The sequence below is a fragment of the Streptomyces sp. RLA012 genome, from assembly GCF_056270325.1.
In genome coordinates this window covers 2,555,674-2,573,522 of the sequence record NZ_JBWDPA010000002.1, presented here as the reverse complement: position 1 = coordinate 2,573,522, position 17,849 = coordinate 2,555,674, and the positions used below count along the sequence as shown (strand labels likewise).

General features: G+C 70.1%; 12 protein-coding genes and 1 pseudogene. 8 read left to right on the top strand and 5 right to left on the bottom strand.

Annotated features, from left to right (window positions below):
- Positions 1 to 34: 34 nt before the first annotated feature.
- The 6 genes and pseudogenes from RV986_RS12015 (at position 35) to RV986_RS11990 (ending at position 10,056) form a co-directional block, all read left to right on the top strand.
- On the top strand, positions 35 to 3,247 hold the full coding sequence (locus tag RV986_RS12015) for a TIM-barrel domain-containing protein (RefSeq protein ID WP_475924256.1): 3,213 nt from the start codon (positions 35 to 37) through the stop codon (positions 3,245 to 3,247).
- On the top strand, positions 3,238 to 3,768 hold the full coding sequence (locus RV986_RS12010; protein ID WP_475917378.1) for a hotdog family protein: 531 nt from the start codon (positions 3,238 to 3,240) through the stop codon (positions 3,766 to 3,768). The genes RV986_RS12015 and RV986_RS12010 overlap by 10 nt, the downstream gene beginning before the upstream one ends.
- Positions 3,769 to 3,821: 53 nt before the next feature.
- Positions 3,822 to 8,720, top strand: a complete 4,899-nt coding sequence (locus tag RV986_RS12005; RefSeq protein ID WP_475917377.1) for a non-ribosomal peptide synthetase — start codon at positions 3,822 to 3,824, stop codon at positions 8,718 to 8,720.
- Positions 8,721 to 9,001: 281 nt separating this feature from the next.
- A pseudogene (gene rsgA / locus RV986_RS12000) lies at positions 9,002 to 9,484 on the top strand (GTPase RsgA); the annotation flags it as partial.
- Positions 9,485 to 9,700: a transposase gene (locus tag RV986_RS11995; protein WP_475924255.1), complete on the top strand. Its 216-nt coding sequence runs from the start codon at positions 9,485 to 9,487 to the stop codon at positions 9,698 to 9,700.
- Positions 9,625 to 10,056, top strand: a complete 432-nt coding sequence (locus tag RV986_RS11990) for an IS3 family transposase (RefSeq protein ID WP_475917376.1) — start codon at positions 9,625 to 9,627, stop codon at positions 10,054 to 10,056. Before RV986_RS11995 ends, RV986_RS11990 begins: the two co-directional genes overlap by 76 nt.
- Before the next feature lie 154 nt (positions 10,057 to 10,210).
- Here the strand turns inward: RV986_RS11990 and RV986_RS11985 are convergent, their stop codons facing one another.
- The 4 genes from RV986_RS11985 to RV986_RS11970 are packed head-to-tail and all read right to left on the bottom strand — an operon-like array spanning position 10,211 to position 13,708.
- Positions 10,211 to 10,912 (bottom strand): hypothetical protein, encoded by a 702-nt coding sequence (locus RV986_RS11985; protein WP_475917375.1) that lies wholly within the window; start codon positions 10,910 to 10,912, stop codon positions 10,211 to 10,213.
- Entirely contained in the window at positions 10,909 to 11,307 is a 399-nt protein-coding gene (locus tag RV986_RS11980) for a hypothetical protein (RefSeq protein ID WP_475917374.1), read from the bottom strand. The genes RV986_RS11985 and RV986_RS11980 overlap by 4 nt, the downstream gene beginning before the upstream one ends.
- A complete protein-coding gene (locus tag RV986_RS11975; RefSeq protein WP_475917373.1) occupies positions 11,307 to 12,869 on the bottom strand; it encodes a glycoside hydrolase domain-containing protein in 1,563 nt (520 codons plus the stop codon). The genes RV986_RS11980 and RV986_RS11975 overlap by 1 nt, the downstream gene beginning before the upstream one ends.
- Positions 12,854 to 13,708, bottom strand: coding sequence for a hypothetical protein (locus RV986_RS11970; protein WP_475917372.1), 855 nt, complete (start codon positions 13,706 to 13,708; stop codon positions 12,854 to 12,856). Before RV986_RS11970 ends, RV986_RS11975 begins: the two co-directional genes overlap by 16 nt.
- A 584-nt stretch (positions 13,709 to 14,292) precedes the next feature.
- Between RV986_RS11970 and rsgA (RV986_RS11965) the strand changes: the two genes are divergently transcribed.
- The gene (gene rsgA, locus RV986_RS11965) at positions 14,293 to 15,450 is read left to right on the top strand and encodes a ribosome small subunit-dependent GTPase A (RefSeq protein WP_475917371.1); all 1,158 of its coding nucleotides are present in this window, start codon (positions 14,293 to 14,295) and stop codon (positions 15,448 to 15,450) included.
- A gap of 88 nt (positions 15,451 to 15,538) precedes the next feature.
- Positions 15,539 to 17,017, top strand: a complete 1,479-nt coding sequence (locus RV986_RS11960) for a bifunctional transcriptional activator/DNA repair enzyme AdaA (protein ID WP_475917370.1) — start codon at positions 15,539 to 15,541, stop codon at positions 17,015 to 17,017.
- A 29-nt stretch (positions 17,018 to 17,046) separates the two neighbouring features.
- Here RV986_RS11960 and RV986_RS11955 read toward each other — a convergent pair whose 3' ends face one another.
- Positions 17,047 to 17,787, bottom strand: a complete 741-nt coding sequence (locus tag RV986_RS11955; protein WP_475917369.1) for a Type 1 glutamine amidotransferase-like domain-containing protein — start codon at positions 17,785 to 17,787, stop codon at positions 17,047 to 17,049.
- Between the last annotated feature and the right edge of the window lie 62 nt (positions 17,788 to 17,849).

The following is a 17,849-nucleotide window of genomic DNA, read 5'->3' as shown; positions in this document are numbered from 1 at the left end:
CACGGTCGTCGCCCTCGTCAGCAGCCTGGCGGCCATGATCGTGACCGGTACCGGTACCGGAGAGGCGTCGGCGGAGGTACCGGCGGGCCACCGTACTGCGTCGGTGACTTCCGGCAACGCACGTTTCCAGGTCCTGTCCCCGACCCTGATACGTACCGAGTACGCGCAGGACGGGAAGTTCACCGACAGCGCGACGTTCAACGCGATCGGCCGCACCGCTTTTGCGCCGACCTCGTACACCTCAAGCACGTCCGACGGCTGGCTGACCATCAGCACGAGCGCGCTCACCCTGCGGTACCAGGAGGATTCCGGGCCCTTCGACGCACAGAACCTCTCCGTGCGGTTGTCGGCCGGCGGGTCACCGGTCGGCGCCACGCCGTGGCAGCGGCTCACATGTGTCCCGGGCGCCCTGTGCGAGGCCGAGCAGGTGGCCCACAGCGGGCTCGGCGTCGCCTCGGACCATACCGGTTACACCGGCTCCGGTTTCCTGGCCGGCTTCGAGGGGACGGGCACCTCCCTGTCGGCCGACGTCGACGTCGCCACGGCGGGGACGTACCGGTTCGACGCCCGCTACGCCAACTCCCTCGGGGCCGACGGCCGGACCACGACACGCACCCTGACGTTGTCGGTGGACGGCGGCGCGGACCGGTCGGTGAGCCTGCCGGCCACCGCGAACTGGGATGCGTGGGGCCTGGCGAGCAGCGCGGTGCAACTCGGCGCCGGCCACCACACCATCACCCTGGCGAGGACCGCCGCGGACTCCGGCAACGTCAACATCGACAGCGTCGCTCTGGTGGACCAGGGCGGCAGCTTTCCGTCGACGTCCACGACCGCGATCACGGGCTGCGGGTTCGGCGTGAACTGCGAGGCGGAGGCCGACCGCATCTCGGGCTCGGCGACCGTGGCCACCGACCACACCGGCTACTCCGGCAGTGGCTTCGTCGGGGAACTGAACCAGGGGGCAGGCATGTCGGCCCACGTGGTCGGCGTACCGGCAGACGGCACCTATGCGTTGCAGGTGCGCTACGCCAACGCGACCGGTGGCGACGGCCTTTACCGGACGCGTACGGCGACGGTGTCCTCCGGGGGCACCGCGCAGACCCTGTCGCTGCCCGTCACCGGCACCTGGGACACCTGGAGAACCGCCTCGGTCCCCGTCACCCTCAAGGCCGGAGCCAACGACATCGCCGTCGGCTGTCCGGACGCCGCGAGTTGCCATGTCAACCTCGACACGGTCTCCGTCACCGCAGCCGGCTCGGCGGCCCCGCAACCGCACCTGGCGCTCGGCGGCTACCGCCGCAGCCTCGACGGCCTCGACGGCGACAACGGCGCGCCGACCACCGCTCCCGGCCTGCTGTACAAGGACGGCTGGTACCTGCTCGACGACACTCCCTCGGCTCTCTACGACACGGGCACCCGCCAGGTCACCCAGCGTCCTTCCCGTGGCGGCGCGCCCTACCAGGACGGCTACGTCTTCGGCTACGGCCACGACTACAAGCAGGCACTGTCCGACCTGGCCACCCTGACCGGCCCACCCCAACTGCTCCCTCAGTGGGCGTACGGGGTGTGGTACTCGGAGTACATCGACCGCACCGCCGCCGACTACGAGAACACGATCCTGCCCGCCTTCCGCTCCGAGGGCGTGCCACTGGACGTCCTGGTGACCGACACCGACTTCAAGTCGCCCAACACCTGGAGCGGTTGGGAGATCGACAAGGCCAAGTTCCCCGATCCGAAGGGGTTCTTCGACTGGGCCGCCTCCCAGGGCCTGCACAACACACTCAACATCCACCCGAGCATCCTCAGCGGCGACCCGCAGTTCGCCCAGGCCCAGGCCACCGCCAAGGGCAGGCTGCACAAGGGCGGCTGCGCCCCCGCCGCGAGCAGCGGCCCCGGGGACTGCTACACCTTCGACTGGGGCGATCCCGACCAGCTCAAGGCGTACATGGACCTGCATCAGACCATGGACCAGCAGGGCAACGACTTCTGGTGGCCCGACTGGTGCTGCGACAACTCCCAGTCCTCGCTGCCCGGCGTCACTCCCGACGCGTGGATCAACCAGCAGTACGCCACCGACGCCGACAAGACCATCGGCCGCGGATTCGTCGTCTCCCGTGCCTACGGCTCCCTGCAGGCGGGCGGTTACAGCGGCCGACAGGGGCTGCCCACCGGACCGTGGGCCGACAAGCGCACCACCGTCCACTTCACCGGCGACACCGCCTCATCCTGGGGCACCCTGAAAGCGGAGGTCGGCTACACACCCGGTGAGGCGGCCGCCACCGGCATGTCGGCGATCAGCCACGACATCGGCGGCCACAACGACACCACGAACCTGACCGGTTCGGAGACCTACACCTCCGACGGCACGACCCACACCACGCACAAACTCCCCGACGACATGTACGCCCGCTGGGTCCAGCTCGGCACCTTCCAGCCCATCGACCGTCTGCACAGCAACCACAGCGACCGGCTGCCCTGGCAGTACGGCACCGCGGCCCGCGCCTCCGCGGACAGGTTCCTCAACCTGCGCGAGAACTTGGTGCCCTACACCTATTCGCTCGCGCGGCAGGCCAACACGACCGGCGTCCCCGTCACCCGCCCGACGTACCTGGAACACCCCGACGAGCCCCAGGCGTACGCCACGGCCGGCAGCGAGTACTTCTACGGCCCCGACATGCTCGTCGCCCCCGTCACCACGCCCGGCACCACGGCCACGACCTCGGTGTGGGTCCCGCCCGGCAGCCAGTGGACCGACTACTTCACCGGGCGGACCTACACCGGCGGCACCACCCAGAACATCACCACCGGCCTCGACACCATGCCGGTGTTCCTCAGGGCCGGCACCGTCGTCCCGACCCGCACGAGCAACGTCACCAGCAACGACAAGGCCTCGCCGGCCGAGGTCACGCTCACTGTCCCTGCGGGCGCTTCCGGCTCCTACGCCCTCTACGAGGACGACGGAACCACCACTGGGCCCGGCCACAGCGCCATCACGAAGATCCGTTACCGGGAGAACGGCTCCAGGCGCACGATGACGATCAGCCCCACCACCGGGGCCTTCCACGGCCAGGTCAAGACCCGGCGGTGGACCGTCTCCCTCCTCGGCGTCGACGCCCCGAGCACCGTCCGAGTGGGAGGGTCCCAACTGTCCCCCGACGACTACCACTTCGACAGCACGACCCGCACCCTGACCGTCACGCTCCCCCCGCGCAGCCTGCGCGCGCCGATCACCGTGACGTGCAGTTGACCATCACCCGGCCGGCGCCGACGGGCCCCTGTGCGGGCCCGTCGGCGCCGGAAACCGTCCGCCGTTCCAGGCCTCGCTTCCAGGTTGACGATCACCGGCCGCTAGGCTTCCGTCCCCCGTACCGCAGGGAAGTCTGCTGCCGGCGGGCGCCAGCAAGTGGCGAGTGGTTCTTCAAGGCGCACTTCTTCCAGGACCCGGTTCAACCCGGTTCACTCGGAATCGAGGCCATGTGCCAGCTGCTCCAGTTCTTCCTGATCGAGCGAGGGCTCACCGCGGGTGTACCGCATCCCCGGTTCGAGCCCGTCATGCTCTACCACGAGGTGATCTGGAAGTACCGAGGTCAGATCACCCCGGCCAACCGGTTGATCAGGGTGGAACTGGAGATCCTGGAGGTCGGCGAGGACATGCGAGGGTGCTACGCGCTCGCCGAGGCTCGGCTCTGGGGCGATGACACCTGCATCTACCACGCCCGCGGGATCGGTATGCGCGTCGTGCCGGGAGTTGGCACGGTGCCGGTGTAAATCGAAGCACGCATACCCGGACCCACTTTCGTACCACCGCGACCTTGAGGGACATGTCCATGGCGGAGCGCGAGGCACCCCGGTCGGATTTGATGGCCGGGCAACTGGGAATCTGGCGCGCCCAACAGCTTGCCCCCGACGACCCTCGCTACAACATCGGCGAGTACTTCGAGTTCCGGGGCCCGTTGGATCTCACCGCGTTCGAGGAAGCACTGCGGAGGGCGCTGCGCGAGGTCGACGCGTTCCATCTGCGGTTCGGTGGTGACGGCGCGGACGTGTGGCAGGTCGTGGGGGACCGCGACGACTGGACATTGCGCCGGGTGGACGTCAGCGCCGAGGCCGACCCACGTGCGGCGGCGGAGGAGTGGATGCGGGCCGACATGGGCCGCCCCACGGATCTTCAGGAGGGCCCGCTGTTCACCACGGCGCTCCTCACCGCCGGGGGTGACCACTATTTCTGCTATCAGCGGTGCCACCACATAGCCATCGACGGGTTCAGCGGCTCGCTCATCCTGGCACGCGTCGCACAGGTCTACGACGCGTTGACGGCCGGCGGCGACCCGGACGAGGGGCGGCTGGCGCCGGTTTCCGTCCTGTTCGAGGACGAAGGAGCGTACCGCGCATCGGCGGACCGCGCCGCGGACGAGGCGTACTGGAGGGAGACGCTCGCGCAGCCGCCCGCGCCGCTCGATTTCGGGGGACGCGGCACTGCGGGTGCCCGGTCGCGGGCAACGGTGCGTGCGACACACCGGATCGGTCCGGCCGGGGCGGAGGCGCTGCGCGAGGCGGCCAGGGGGCTGAGGACGAGCCTGTCCGGCCTGGTCATCGCCGCCTCGGCGGTGTACGCGCACCGCGTCACGGGGGCGGAGGACTTTCTTGTGGGCGTCCCCGTGCTCGGTCGCCCGGGGGCCCGGCGGCTCCGGATACCCGGCATGACCTCGAACGTCCTTCCCGTTCGCTGCCGCGTGCAGGCCGGCATGTCGCTGGGCGAGGTGGTGCGGGAGGTCACGGCGTCGGTGCGGCGCGGGCTGAGGCACCAGCGGTACCGCTACGAGGACATGCTCCGCGACCTGAGGCTCGTCGAGCGGGGCGGTCTCGCCGACTTCCGCGTGAACGTGATGTCGTTCGACCACTCGACGCCGTCCTTCGGCGGGTGCGCGGTCAGCGTCCGGAACCTGTCGAACGGACCGGTGGACGACGTGTCGCTCGCCGTGTACGACAGGCGAGGCGGTGACGGCATGGAGATCGTCGTCGACGCCGCCGCCGACAGGTACGACGCGCACGACGTCGGTGAGCACGCCGACAGGTTTCGGCGCGTGCTCGACTGGGCGGTCCGGTCCGGGGCCGACGCGACGGTGGGCGACGCCGAACTGCTCGGCGACACCGAACGCGACCGGGTCCTGGCCCTGGGCAGCCGTCCGGCGCCGACGGTGTCCGGCGCGGCGCTGTCGGAGCTGTTCGAGGCGCAGGTGGCACGCGCTCCGGGAGCGACGGCACTGACGCACGGCGCGGAGTCTCTGTCGTACGGAGAGCTGAACGCGCGGGCCAATCGGCTCGCGCGCCTGCTGCGGTCCCGGGGCGCCGGCCCGGACACGCGGGTGGCCGTAGCGCTGGAGCGTTCCGCCGGGCTGGTGGTGGCGATCCTGGCGACGCTGAAGGCCGGCGCGGCCTACGTCCCGGTCGATCCCGGCTATCCGCAGGAGCGTATCGCCTCCTTGCTGGCGGACTCCACGCCCCTGCTGGCGGTGACCGACACCGCGTCCGCCGGTGCGATATCGAGTGGGGTGCCCGTCGTGGTGTCGGACGATCCGGGGACGGCCGAGCGGCTGGCGGGGCTGAGCGGGGCGAACCTCACGCCGGGCGTGGACGCGCGGCAGCCGGCCTACGTGATCTTCACGTCCGGTTCGACGGGGCGGCCGAAGGGGGTCGCCGTGACGCACGACAGCGTCGTGAGTCTGTTCGCGGCGACTCGTGAGCGCTTCGCGTTCGGCCCGCAGGACGTGTGGACGCTGTTCCACTCGTTCGCCTTCGACTTCTCCGTGTGGGAGTTGTGGGGGGCACTGCTGCACGGTGGCCGGCTCGTTGTCGTGCCGTTCTCTGTCTCGCGTTCGCCGGCGCGGTTCCTCGCGTTGCTGGTGCGTGAGCGGATCACGGTGCTGAACCAGACCCCCTCGGCCTTCTACCAGCTGGTGCGCGCCGACGAACAGGCGCCGCAGTTGTCCGCGCGGCTGGCGCTGCGCACGGTGGTCCTCGGCGGCGAGGCACTGGACCATGCACGTCTCGCGGGGTGGTTCGCACGGCACGGCGCCAAGTCGCCGCGCCTGGTGAACATGTACGGGATCACTGAGACGACGGTCCACGCGAGCTGCCAGGAGCTGCCGGTGGAGTCCGGTTCGGCGCGGGCGTCGAGCGTGATCGGTCCGCCGTTGCCGGGCCTGGAGGCGTACGTGCTGGACGCGCGGCTGCGTCCGGTGCCGGTGGGCGTGGCGGGCGACCTCCATCTGGCGGGTGCCCAGCTGGCGCGCGGATACCTGGGGCGCCCCGGCCTGACGGCGGAGCGGTTCGTCGCCTGTCCGTTCGGGGAACCGGGCAGGCGCATGTACCGGACCGGGGACGTCGTCCGGTGGAACCGTGAGGGGCGTCTTGAGTACCTCGGGCGCTCCGACTCGCAGGTCAAGGTGCGGGGTTTCCGGATCGAGCCGGGCGAGGTGGAGGCGCGGCTCGCCGCCCATCCCGCGGTCGGCGAGGCCGCCGTCGTGGTACGTGAGGACTCACCTGGCGACCGGCGTCTCGTCGGCTACATGACGTCGGCCGGCGGTCTCGGCACCGGTGAGCTGCGGGCGTGGATGGCGGCGGCGTTACCCGCGCACATGGTGCCCGCTGCCTTCGTCGAGCTGCCCGCCCTCCCCCTCACGGTCAACGGAAAGCTCGACCGGGCGGCGCTGCCGGCTCCCGATTACGCGGCGGCCCGCGACGACGCGCGCCGGGAGGCGTCCACGCCGGACGAGGAACTGCTGTGCACGACGTTCGCGCAGGTTCTCGGCGTCGGCCGGGTGGGCGTCGACGACAACTTCTTCGAGCTGGGCGGCCATTCCCTGCTGGTGGTGCAGCTGGTGGAGGCGTTGCGCGCCCAGGGGATAGCGCTGGACGTCCGCGCTGTGTTCTCGGCACCGACCGCGGCCGGCCTCGCCCCGGCGATCGGCGCGCCGGGCGCCGGGACAGAGGTACCCCCGAACCTGGTGACGCCCGGGACCGGGGCGATCACCCCGGACATGCTGCCGTTGGTCGAGCTGACCCAGGGGGAGATCGACCGGGTGCTGGCCACCGTCCCGGAGGGGGCGGCGGGCGTGCAGGACATCTATCCGCTGACCTCCCTCCAGGAGGGCATGCTCTTCCACCATGTCCTGGCGCAGGAGGGCGACCCGTACGTGATCTCCGGGCTGCTGGCCGTCGACTCGCGGGAGAGGCTCGACGCGTTCCTCGACGGGCTGCGCAAGGCCGTCGAGCGTCACGACGTCCTCCGGACCGCGGTGGTGTGGCGGGGGCTTCCGCTGCCGGTCCAGGTGGTGCGGCGGCACGCGGAGCTGCCGGTCCGGTGGCTCGGGCCGGGCTCGGCCGCGGACCTGGCGAGCGCGGTCGACGCGCGCCGGTACCGGATGGATCTCGAAGCGGCACCGCTGCTGCGGGTCTCCACCATGTTCGACGCGGAACACGGGCGTTGGCTCGTCTCGCTGCTGTTGCACCACATGGTGGACGACAACACGTCGCTGCAGTTTCTGCTCGCCGAGATCGGCGCGCACATGGCGGGTACCGGCGGGCGGCTGCCGGCCCCCGTGCCGTACCGCACGGTGGTCGCCCGGTCGGTCCTCGACGCGGAGGAGGCGGAGCACGACGGGTTCTTCCGGCGGATGCTGGACGGGGTGACCGGGCCGACGGCGCCGTTCGGCGTTCTGGACGTGCAGGGCAACGGCCTCGGCGTCGACGAGGCACGGACGTGGCTCGACCCGGAGCTGGCCGCGCGCGTACGGGGGACGGCGCGAGCAGCGGGGGTGTCGCCGGCGACGCTGTTCCACGTCGCTTGGGGACGGGCGCTGGCACGCACCACCGGCCAGGACGACGCGGTGTTCGGTACGGTGCTGTCCGGGCGGGGCGGCGCGGACGCGCCGCGAGGGATCGGCGCCTTCATCAACACGCTGCCGGTCCGTGTGGCGGCGGGCGCGCGAGACGTCGCTGGGTGCGTGCGAAGCACGCACCGGCTCCTGGCCGAACTCATGCGCCACGAACACGCCTCGCTGGCACGGGCGCAGCGGTGCGGTGCGGTGGACGCCGGACTGCCGCTGTTCACGACCGTCCTCAACTACCGGCACGCCACGTCCGTCGTGCTGGAACCGGGGGTGACGGAGATAGTGCCGGGCGTCACGCTCCTGGCGGGCGAGGAACGGACGAACTACCCGGTTTTCCTGTCGGTCGACGACTCCGCGGACGGCTTCCTGCTCGTCGCCCAGGCGCTGCCGTCGATCGGCACCGACTGGGTGTGCACCGCACTGGTCGAAGCCTTGCACCAAGTGGTCTCGGAGCTGGAGTCCACAGCGGATTCGCCGGCACGGGATCACGCCCTGCCGGAGACCACGGCGCCCACCCTCCCGTCCTTGCTCGCCCCACGTACCGGCCGGGTGACCTCGGCAGGCTCGGAGGCGGTCCTGTCCAAACTGTTCGCCGAGATACTCGACGTACCCTCCGTCGGCGCCGACGACGACTTCTTCTTCGCGCTGGGCGGGCATTCGCTGCTCGCCCTGCGGCTGACCGGCAGGGTACGGGCCGAGCTGGACGTCGAGCTTCCGGTGCGCGCGCTGTTCGAGAACCCGACCGTCGCCGGGCTCGCCCGCCGACTCGACCTCGCTTCGGAACAGCCACCAAAAGACAGTCCACTGCCGCACACAGCTTGTCCGTAACATTCAACGGGCCGCCGGCACCACCAGCAAGGCGAAGACCGCAGCACCACCTCCGGGTCATCATCCGAGACGTGTGGCTAGGGTTACGTTGTCCCGAGGCGGCCAGTGGCCGCCGGTGTTGGCTGAGAGTGGTTGAGGAGGTGTGACCGATGGCTGTCTTTGAGATGGGCGCTGCCCGCATCCAGAAGTTCATCAAGTCCATCTCCGTGGCCGCCGGCTGACCTTCCTCCTTCTCCGCGCCTGAGCGCGCGTGCCGGGGCCGCCCTTGTGAAGGGTTTCCCTTGACTTCCGCTTCTGCTTTTCCCGCTTTCCCCGCTTCACCCTTTTCCGCGCTCGTTCCCTACGGCTGGGACGACGCCTGGGCCGACGAGTTCGTCCCGTACGAGTCCGAGGGACTGCTCGCCGGGCGGGTGCTCCGGGTCGACCGCGGGCAGTGCGACGTGGTCACCGCCGACGGGGTCGTGCGTGCGGACACCGCGTTCGTGACACCCCACGATCCGATGCGGGTCGTGTGCACCGGCGACTGGGTCGCCGTCGAACCCGCGGGCAACCCGCGCTACGTACGGACGTATCTGCCGCGTCGTACGGCCTTCGTGCGCTCCACCTCCTCCAAGCGCTCCGAGGGGCAGATCCTCGCGGCCAACGTCGACCACGCCGTCGTCGCCGTATCGCTCGCCCTGGAACTCGACCTCGGCCGCATCGAGCGCTTCCTCGCGCTGGCCTGGGAGTCCGCCGTCATCGCCGGCGAGGTCAAGACGTCGGCAGTGTGGAAGACGGACTGTTTCGACCGCGCCTGGCATTCGGAGAAGTTCAAGCGGGACGCGGTCGAGCTGGTGGCGTCCACCGGCCGGTCGATCAATGCTGGGGCCAAGGAACTCGGGGTCAGCACCGAGTTGCTGCGCAAATGGGTGCGTTCCGCCGAGGCCGGCGCGGCAGGGCCCGTGGTGAGGCGATGGCGCCGTCGGAGCGCGAGGAGCTGAAGCGGCTGCGCGAGCAGGCCTGCCGGGAGGCCGAGCGGGCGCTGACGGAACGGATATGGGCCAATAATGGTGCCGCCCGGGGCGCGTACGGGGTTGCCCACATCACGCGCGAGCTGCGGGAGCACGGCCCGGCGGTGAACCACAAGCGGGTGGCATGCCTGATGCGGATAGCCGGGATATCCGGATGCCATCATGTGTCTGCCCGTCGGCGACGCTTCCGACCGGGGCACCCACCATACGTCCGAGGCGTTTGCGGCGGTCTGTCGGAAGCAAGGGGTGCGCCGCTCGGTGGGCCGTGTCAGATCGAGCTATGGCAATGCCCTTGCGGAGTCCTTATTTGCCGGTATCAAGCGTGAACTCCTGCACGGAGAAAGGTGGTTCAAGAAGACCGCGGCCCGCATGGGCCCCGATCGAGTACGAACGAAGGTCGCGCACCTCACGTAGCCCACCGAAGGAGTGACTCCTGTGCCCCGGACGTCGCTTGACGGCCGGGGCACAGGAGTGAGGCGATCAGGACAAGGGCGCCGGAGTGGGCACGTCCTTGAGGTACGCCGCGGCCTTTCTGCGGCGCCTCGGGAGGAACGGGTCGATCGAACCGGCGCCGGTGCCGGGGGAGGCATCCTCGCCACGGATGCGCGCGGCGAGACGGGTCAGCTCGGGATCACCGGGGCCGACGTTGATCTGGAAGTGGGACTCCTTGACGGGGTCCGCGTTTCCGCCCCAGCCGACGACCCCCTGGCAGTCGGCGAGGATGTCGGCGACGACCACCCTCTCCAGGTCGGAGAGTCCGGTGCCCTTCTGCGCCCCGAGCGGGTAGAAGAGCGGGCGGATCGTGATCGCCGTACCGGAGAGACGGTTCGACTCGAAGTTTGCGCCGACGGCCCGGTCGGTCGAGTACCCCTGGACGTCGCCGGAGCGGAGCGTGTCGATCTCGTAGCTGAACCGGCGGGCCACGTGAAGAAGCACGGTGGCGACGTCGCCCTTCAGGAGGGGGACGGAGACGTTGGTGCCCTCGATCCGCGAGGTCTCCGTGTGGGCGGCGTCGACGACCGGCCAGTGGTTCTGGGTCCGGCTGCCCCGCCATCCGCTCGACCGCGGGGCAGCCTGGGCGCTCGGGCTCGCGGCGACGAGGGTTCCGGCGGTGATGCCCGCGGCGAGGCCGAGGGTCTGACGGCGGGTCAGCGTGCGGGAGGGGCGAGTGGTGTCGTTCAACGTGTGCGTCCTTTCCGGAGATTCCGGTGGCGGTGGGCGAGGACGAGCGCCGCCACCAGGCTGGCCGTCAGGACGACCGCGCAGGTGAGGGCGAGTGGATTGACCCAGCCGCTCACGAAGTCCTTCTGCGCGCCGTTGTCCCAGTGGCAGGTCGCCTGCGGCGGCAGAATGCCGCTGTCGTAACGGATGAGATGGACCGTCGGGCGCAGTTCGAGCTGGTCGGGGCACGCGTGTGCCGGGATGGTCATGACGACCTGGAAGCAGCCGACCACGTAGCAGAGAATTCCCGTGACGGCGGAGGCCTTGACGATGCTGACGAGCCGCCGGCCCTCTTGGCGGCGGACGAAGGCGAGGCCGCACGCCACGAGGAGAACTGCCAGGAACCAGGAACCCATCAGTCGGCGGAGCCCGAGAAAAGCTTGGCGTGGTTGGCCAGCAGCGTCGTCCGGCTGCTCTCCTCCAGCCCGGCGCGGGCGAACAGCGTTTCCGCGAAACCGAGACAGAAGGGCTGAAGCAGGTCGTCCGGAAGCGTGTGGGAAAGGATGATGAGGACCCCTCCGCCTTCGTACTCGAGCGCGACCCGTCCGAGGTTGATGATCGGGGAGTCCAGCGCGGTGAGGATGTAGTGCGCGGCGTCCTGCGCCGTGGAGCGCGTGCTGTCGAACCGCTTGGACAGGAAGTCCTGGAAGCGGGTCGCTCCGCCGGTCTGTTCGTAGTGCTCGCGCAGGGCCGTGGTGATGGCCTTGCCTGCTCGCAGCTTCTCGGCGAGGAGGAACCCGTCCACGTCCTCGATGAGATCCTCGAAGCTGAAGCTGGAGGACACACCGATCTTCGCCATGTATTGGGTGCAGTAGGTGTAGCCGGAGGCGACCGAGTCGCTGTCGTGACGCCAGTTCCCGTAGAACGTCATGACGTCTCCGGCCCATCCGGCGACGTCACCCGCGTTGGCGTGGGTGTGGTCGGCCAGGGGCGGCTTGATCATGTGCCCGGCGGTGGTGGCGAGCAGATGCTGGGGGCCCAGGGTCTGTCCCGTGAAGGGGTCGGTGAATTCGGAGAGCAGATCCGCCCCGTGGCTGTCGGCGTAGGCGACGAAGTCCCAGTCGACATCGCCTATCAGCTGCGTCCACCTGTAGTCCGAGTAACGCGCCTGGCGGTAGTAGTCGGTGACGAGCCGGTTCGGGTCCCCGCTGCCGTAGTTCTGCGCCAGGCCGTACAACTGGTCGATGTTCGCGAGGAGGTCGGCCGCGGGGGAGACGGCGCGGTTGACGTCGCCCTGTCCGTCGTCGGAACCGTCCCGGTGTACGTCACGGTCCAGGGCGAACACGTCGGTGCCGTTGGTGACCTGGTATTCCTTGATCTGGTTGAAGGACCAGTTCGAGGGGAGCGGGAAGCCGAGGTTGCCGGAGAATCCCCAGGACATTCCGGAGACGAACGAGTATCTGGCGTAGGTCTCCTGCGTCACCTGGGCGCACACGTTTCTGGAGCCGTACACGCCGTGCACGTAACGCTTTCCCTTGGAGGCGAGGCCGGAGGTGACACCCCGGAAGTACTCCAGGATCTTCGGCATGTCCTCCACGGTCGCATCGTAGTCGACGGCGAAGTAGATGACGGTGCCCCGGTTGAAGCCGAAATGGACCGCCTGGTCGTGGGCCAGCCGGCCGTGGGTGTAGCCGTTGCCGGAGTTGTACTCGGCGAGGGTTCTGCCGTTGTCCTGGAAGATGGGGAAGACACGCAGGCCCGCGCCGAAGATGTTGTCGAGTTCGCCCTCCTCCAGCATCTTCGAACCGCCGCCGGCCGAGGCTTCGTTCAGGTAGCGGCCGACATACAGGTACTTGTCGTCGCGCATCCGCTGTCCCCGCGACGCCGTGATCGTGTACGCGGTGTCGGATCCGGTGGCCGCGCGGTCGGGATCGCCCATGGACACCAGGAGTTGGGCCCAGGTCAGGTAGTCGCCCACACCCGAGCGCTCGGACGTGGCGAACCCGGAGAACGCCTGGAGCCGCTGACCCAGCCCGCGATGTCGGAGTCCCAGCTGTCGGTGAAGTGGGTGCGCTGATCGTCCTCGGCGGCGGTGAGAACGGGTTCGTTGAACACACAGGCCGCGGAGAAGAGTTGCATGAAGATTCCGGACGAGCCGGGGCCAACGGAATGGGCCTTGAGCGCGGCCTGAGTTCCGGCGCCGAAGTTTCCGGTGGCCTGGGCCTCCGGTATGCCGCTCTCGATCTGGATGGCCTTCATCAGGGCCTGCTGGACATCGCGGGAATAGTGGCCGTCCGTGGGGCCGATGGTGCACGTACTCCGCGTCCAGTAGCGGCCGTTGAGCCACTGCTGAATGGATCTGACCTTGTCGTCGCCGCCGGACAGGACGGCGTAGGCGTCCATGTTGAGAATCGCCTTGAGGACCTTGGGTTGGACCACCCCGCCATCGCGGGTGAGGCCCATGTTCTCCTTCATCAGGTCGACTGACGCGGAGGCGACGGAGTCGAAGGAGACCACCCCGGTGTCCCCGCCCCAATAGCCCTTGCAGAAGAGCCCGTGGCGGATGATTTTGACGATGTTCGGTTTCGTCTGCCAGCCGATTCCGATGTTTCCCAGAGCGGCCACCGCCGAGAGGGTGCCGGCGCCGAAGTTGGCCACAACAGGGCTGATTCCCAGCTCGTGTTGCAGACCCATCGTCAGGCTGTACATGGTGGACCAGCCGGTCTGCCCGTTCTCGGGACAGGCCGCGTATCCCGCCACCGAACCGTAGGTGGTGTTGACCCACTGCTGGGCGGCAAGAACTTTTTCGTCGGCCATGAGGCAGCCTCTCCTCGCTGTTCGGGGATCGCTGATGGGCGTACGGGATGGCGGAAAGGGGGGATCTGCGCATACGTGGCTCTGCGCTCTGCGCGGGCGTGCGTGTCCCGGCCCTCAGGCTTGACGATGTGTCCCCCCGCTGCCGACCGGTATCTCCGGTGGGCAAAGACCCTTTGCGGGCAGCCTGGTTGGGCTCCCCGCAAGGAGATCAACATAGTCACAGGTGGAACCTGAGGGTCAAGAGAGACCCATGGCGATCGGAAGTTGGCCTGAACCAATCGGACGAGTGCCTTGATGGACAGCGTCCGTCTCGGGGCTTGAGGTGCGCCCGGGCTCCTCGTCGAATAATGGTTGGCGCTCCGTGGGAGTCGGAGGCTAGGTTTCTTCTCGTCCCAGTGGTGGCCGGTCGGCCACCACTGTCGGTTGAGTGCGTATGGGAGGTGTGACCGATGGCTGTCGTTGAGTTGGGCGCTGCCCACATCCGGAAGTTCATCAAGTCCACTCCCGTGGCCTCCGGCTGACCTCTCTCCTTTTCCCGCGTCTGTGTGCGCGGTGCCGGGGCCACCCTTGTGAAGGGTCACCCCTTGTCTTTCTCTTCTGCTTCGGTTTCCTCGCACCCTCTTGCCGTCTACGGCTGGGATGCGGACTGGGAGGCCGAGTTCGCCCCGTTCGCCGGGCAGGGGCTCCTGCCCGGCCGTGTCGTACGGGTCGACCGTGGCCTCTGCGATGTCGTCACCCCGGCCGGCATTGTCCGTGCCGACACCGAGTTCGTCGTGCCCCGTGACCCGATAAAGGTCGTGTGCACGGGCGACTGGGTCGCCGTTGACCCCGAAGGCAGCAACCCGCGCTACGTGCGGACACTCCTGCCCCGCCGTACCGCCTTCGTGCGCTCGACCTCGTCGAAGCGTTCCGAGGGCCAAGTCCTGGCCACTAACATCGATCACGTCGTCATCTGTGTGTCGCTCGCCGCCGAACTGGACCTCGGGCGGATCGAGCGGTTCCTGGCCTTGGCCATGTCCTGCTCCAGTGGTGAGGCACTGCTGCATAACGCGGCGGACTCCTGGGAGTCCGGCGCGCAACCCCTGGTCGTTCTCACCAAGGCCGACCTGGTGCCGGACGCGGCCACGCTCGGGCACCTCGCGCAGGACGTGGAGACGGCGGCGCCGGGCGTGCCCGTGCTGCCGGTGAGCTCCAACGCGGGGGAGGGGCTGGACGTTCTCGCGGCGGTGCTGTCGGGAGGCACGTCCGTCCTCCTCGGGCAGTCCGGCGCGGGCAAGTCGACCCTCGCCAACGCGCTGCTCGGCGAGGCGGTGATGGAGGTACAGGCCGCGCGTGACGTGGACGGCAAGGGCCGCCACACCACGACGACCCGTAACCTCCTCGCCCTCCCCGGCGGCGGTGTCCTCATCGACACGCCCGGCCTGCGCGGCGTCGGCCTCTGGGACGCGGAGACCGGCGTCGGGCAGGTCTTCTCCGAGATCGAGGAACTGGCTGCGGAGTGCCGTTTCCACGACTGCGCGCATGTCGCGGAGCCCGGCTGCGCCGTCCTCGCCGCCGTCGACTCCGGCGCACTCCCGGAGCGCCGACTCGACAGTTACCGCAAGCTGCTGCGCGAGAACCAGCGGATCGTCGCCAAGACGGATGCGCGGCTGCGGGCGGAGATTCGGCGGGACTGGAAGCGGAAGGGGGCGGAGGGGCGGGCGGCCATGGAGGCCAAACGGGGGCGTTGGCACCAGGCCTGAGGGGTGCGCGGGGGTGTGCGTGGGGGTTGGGCGCGCAGTTCCCCGCGCCCCTGAGGGGGCGCTCCTTCCGGGGCGCCCCGGGGGTGCCATGTCTGATTTCCGCCAGTCCCGGAGGGCTCGGCGGCGGACACTGGTGGGTGTGATCGATGAAGAGACCAGGTACGAGGCGGTGCGGAGCAGGGACGCGCGGTTTGACGGGGAGTTCTTCTTCGCCGTCGAGACGACCGGGATCTACTGTCGGCCGAGCTGCCCGGCGGTGACGCCGAAGCGGCAGAACGTGCGGTACTACGCGACGGCGGCCGCGGCACAGAGCTCGGGTTTCCGGGCCTGCCGCAGATGCCGCCCGGACGCCGTGCCCGGCTCCGCGGAGTGGAATGTGCGGGCCGATGTGGTGGGTCGCGCCATGCGGCTCATCGGGGACGGTGTCGTCGACCGTGAGGGCGTCGGGGGGCTCGCCGTGCGGCTCGGGTACAGCGTCCGCCAGGTGCAGCGGCAGCTCACGGCGGAGGTCGGCGCGGGGCCTGTCGCCCTGGCCCGGGCCCAGCGTGCCCACACCGCGCGTGTCCTGCTGCAGACCACCGGCCTGCCGATCACGGAGATCGCGTTCGCGGCCGGGTTCGCCAGTGTGCGGCAGTTCAACGACACGATCCGTACGGTGTACGCCTCGACGCCGAGCGAGCTGCGCGCCGCCGTCGCCGTACCCCGGGCCGCCCGCGCGTCCCACGGCCGCTCCGCCGCCGGACGCGCGGCCACTGCGATCACCCCGGCCACCCCGATGACCACGGGGGTCCCGGCCGCCGGGATCCCGCTGCGCCTCGCCCACCGGGGGCCCTACCAGTCCACCGCCGTCTTCGACCTTCTCGCCCGCGAGGCGATCCCGGGGGTGGAGGACATCAGCGGCAGCTCCGGCAGGCGTACGTACTGGCGCACCCTGCGTCTCCCGTACGGCACCGGAGTCGTCGCGGTCGACGAACGTCCGCGCGGCTGGCTCGACGCCCGGCTGCACCTCACCGACCTCCGCGATCTCACCACCGCCGTCCAGCGTCTGCGGCGGCTGTTCGACCTCGACGCCGATCCGTACGCCGTCGACGAGCGGCTGGGCGCCGATCCCCGGCTGGCCCCGCTGGTCGCCGCGCGGCCCGGGCTGCGCTCGCCCGGCGCCGCCGATCCGGACGAGCTCGCCGTGCGCGCGCTCGTGGGGCGGGCGGAGGCCGAGCGGCTGGTGCGCCGGTACGGGAAGGCGCTGGACGCCCCGTACGGCACGCTGACCCATGTGTTCCCGGAGCCGGGCGTCCTCGCGGAGGCCGAGCCGGACGGCACCCTCGGCGCGCTCACCGCCGCCCTCGCCGACGGCACCCTGCGGCTCGACGCGGGCGCCGATCGGGACGAGGCGCGAGAAGCGCTGCACGCGCTGCCGGGCCTGGACGCCCGCACCGTGGCCGTCATCCGCACCCGCGCCCTCGGCGACCCCGATGTGGCGCCGCCCGGCACGGAGCTCCCGGACGCGTGGCGCCCATGGCGCTCGTACGCCGTCCAACACCTCAGGACGGCAGGGGAGTTGGACTGATCCGTGCGGCCCGACGGGGTTCCGGCCGGTCAGTGTCGCGGTGCGGGGAGCAGGCGTGGTTCGACGCGCTCCTCCACCGCCCCGTCCCCCTCGCGCCGGACGACGTACGCGCCCTTGCCCGGTGTCTCGGTGACGGTCTCGACGAGTTCGGTACCGCGGTAGACGAGGCCCACTCCGTCGTCGGTGCAGTGGGTGAGGGGCAGGGTGCCGTCGGCGACGAGCCGGTGGACCAGTGGGCGGCGGCCGGGGTCGCTGTCGTAGTGGACACCGTTGCCGTACGGCAGATAGCCGAGACCGTTGGTGAGCGGGCGCAGTTCGGGGCCGAAGGAGTCGGTGGTGCCGCCCCGGAACCAGCAGATCGATCCGGCGCTCACCCCGCTGAGGACGACCCCGGCCTCCCACGCACGCCGGAAGACCGCGTCAAGGCCGTGGACGCGCCACACGGCGAGCAGGTTCGCCGCCGAACCGCCCATCACCCACACGACGTCCTGTTCCAGCACCGCCCCCTCGATGTCCTTGAGGTTCGGCATCGGGAAGAGGTGGAGCGGCGTCAGGTCGAAGCCGGCCACGCGAGCCGCTTCGCTCATACGGGCGGTGACGTGCTCGGCGTCGCCGACCGCCGTACCGACGTACAGGACACGGGGCTTGCGCCCGTGGACGCCCGACAGTTCGACGGCGTGGTGGACGAGGGCGTCGAAGGTCACCCTGGTGCGGTCTCCGACGCGGTGACCACCCGAAGTGGCCAGGATGGTGGGCTCCGTGGCGGTCATGGTCGGTGACCTTACCAAGGGGCTCCGGACGCCCTCGCCCGGCCCTCGGGGCTCTGCCGGAC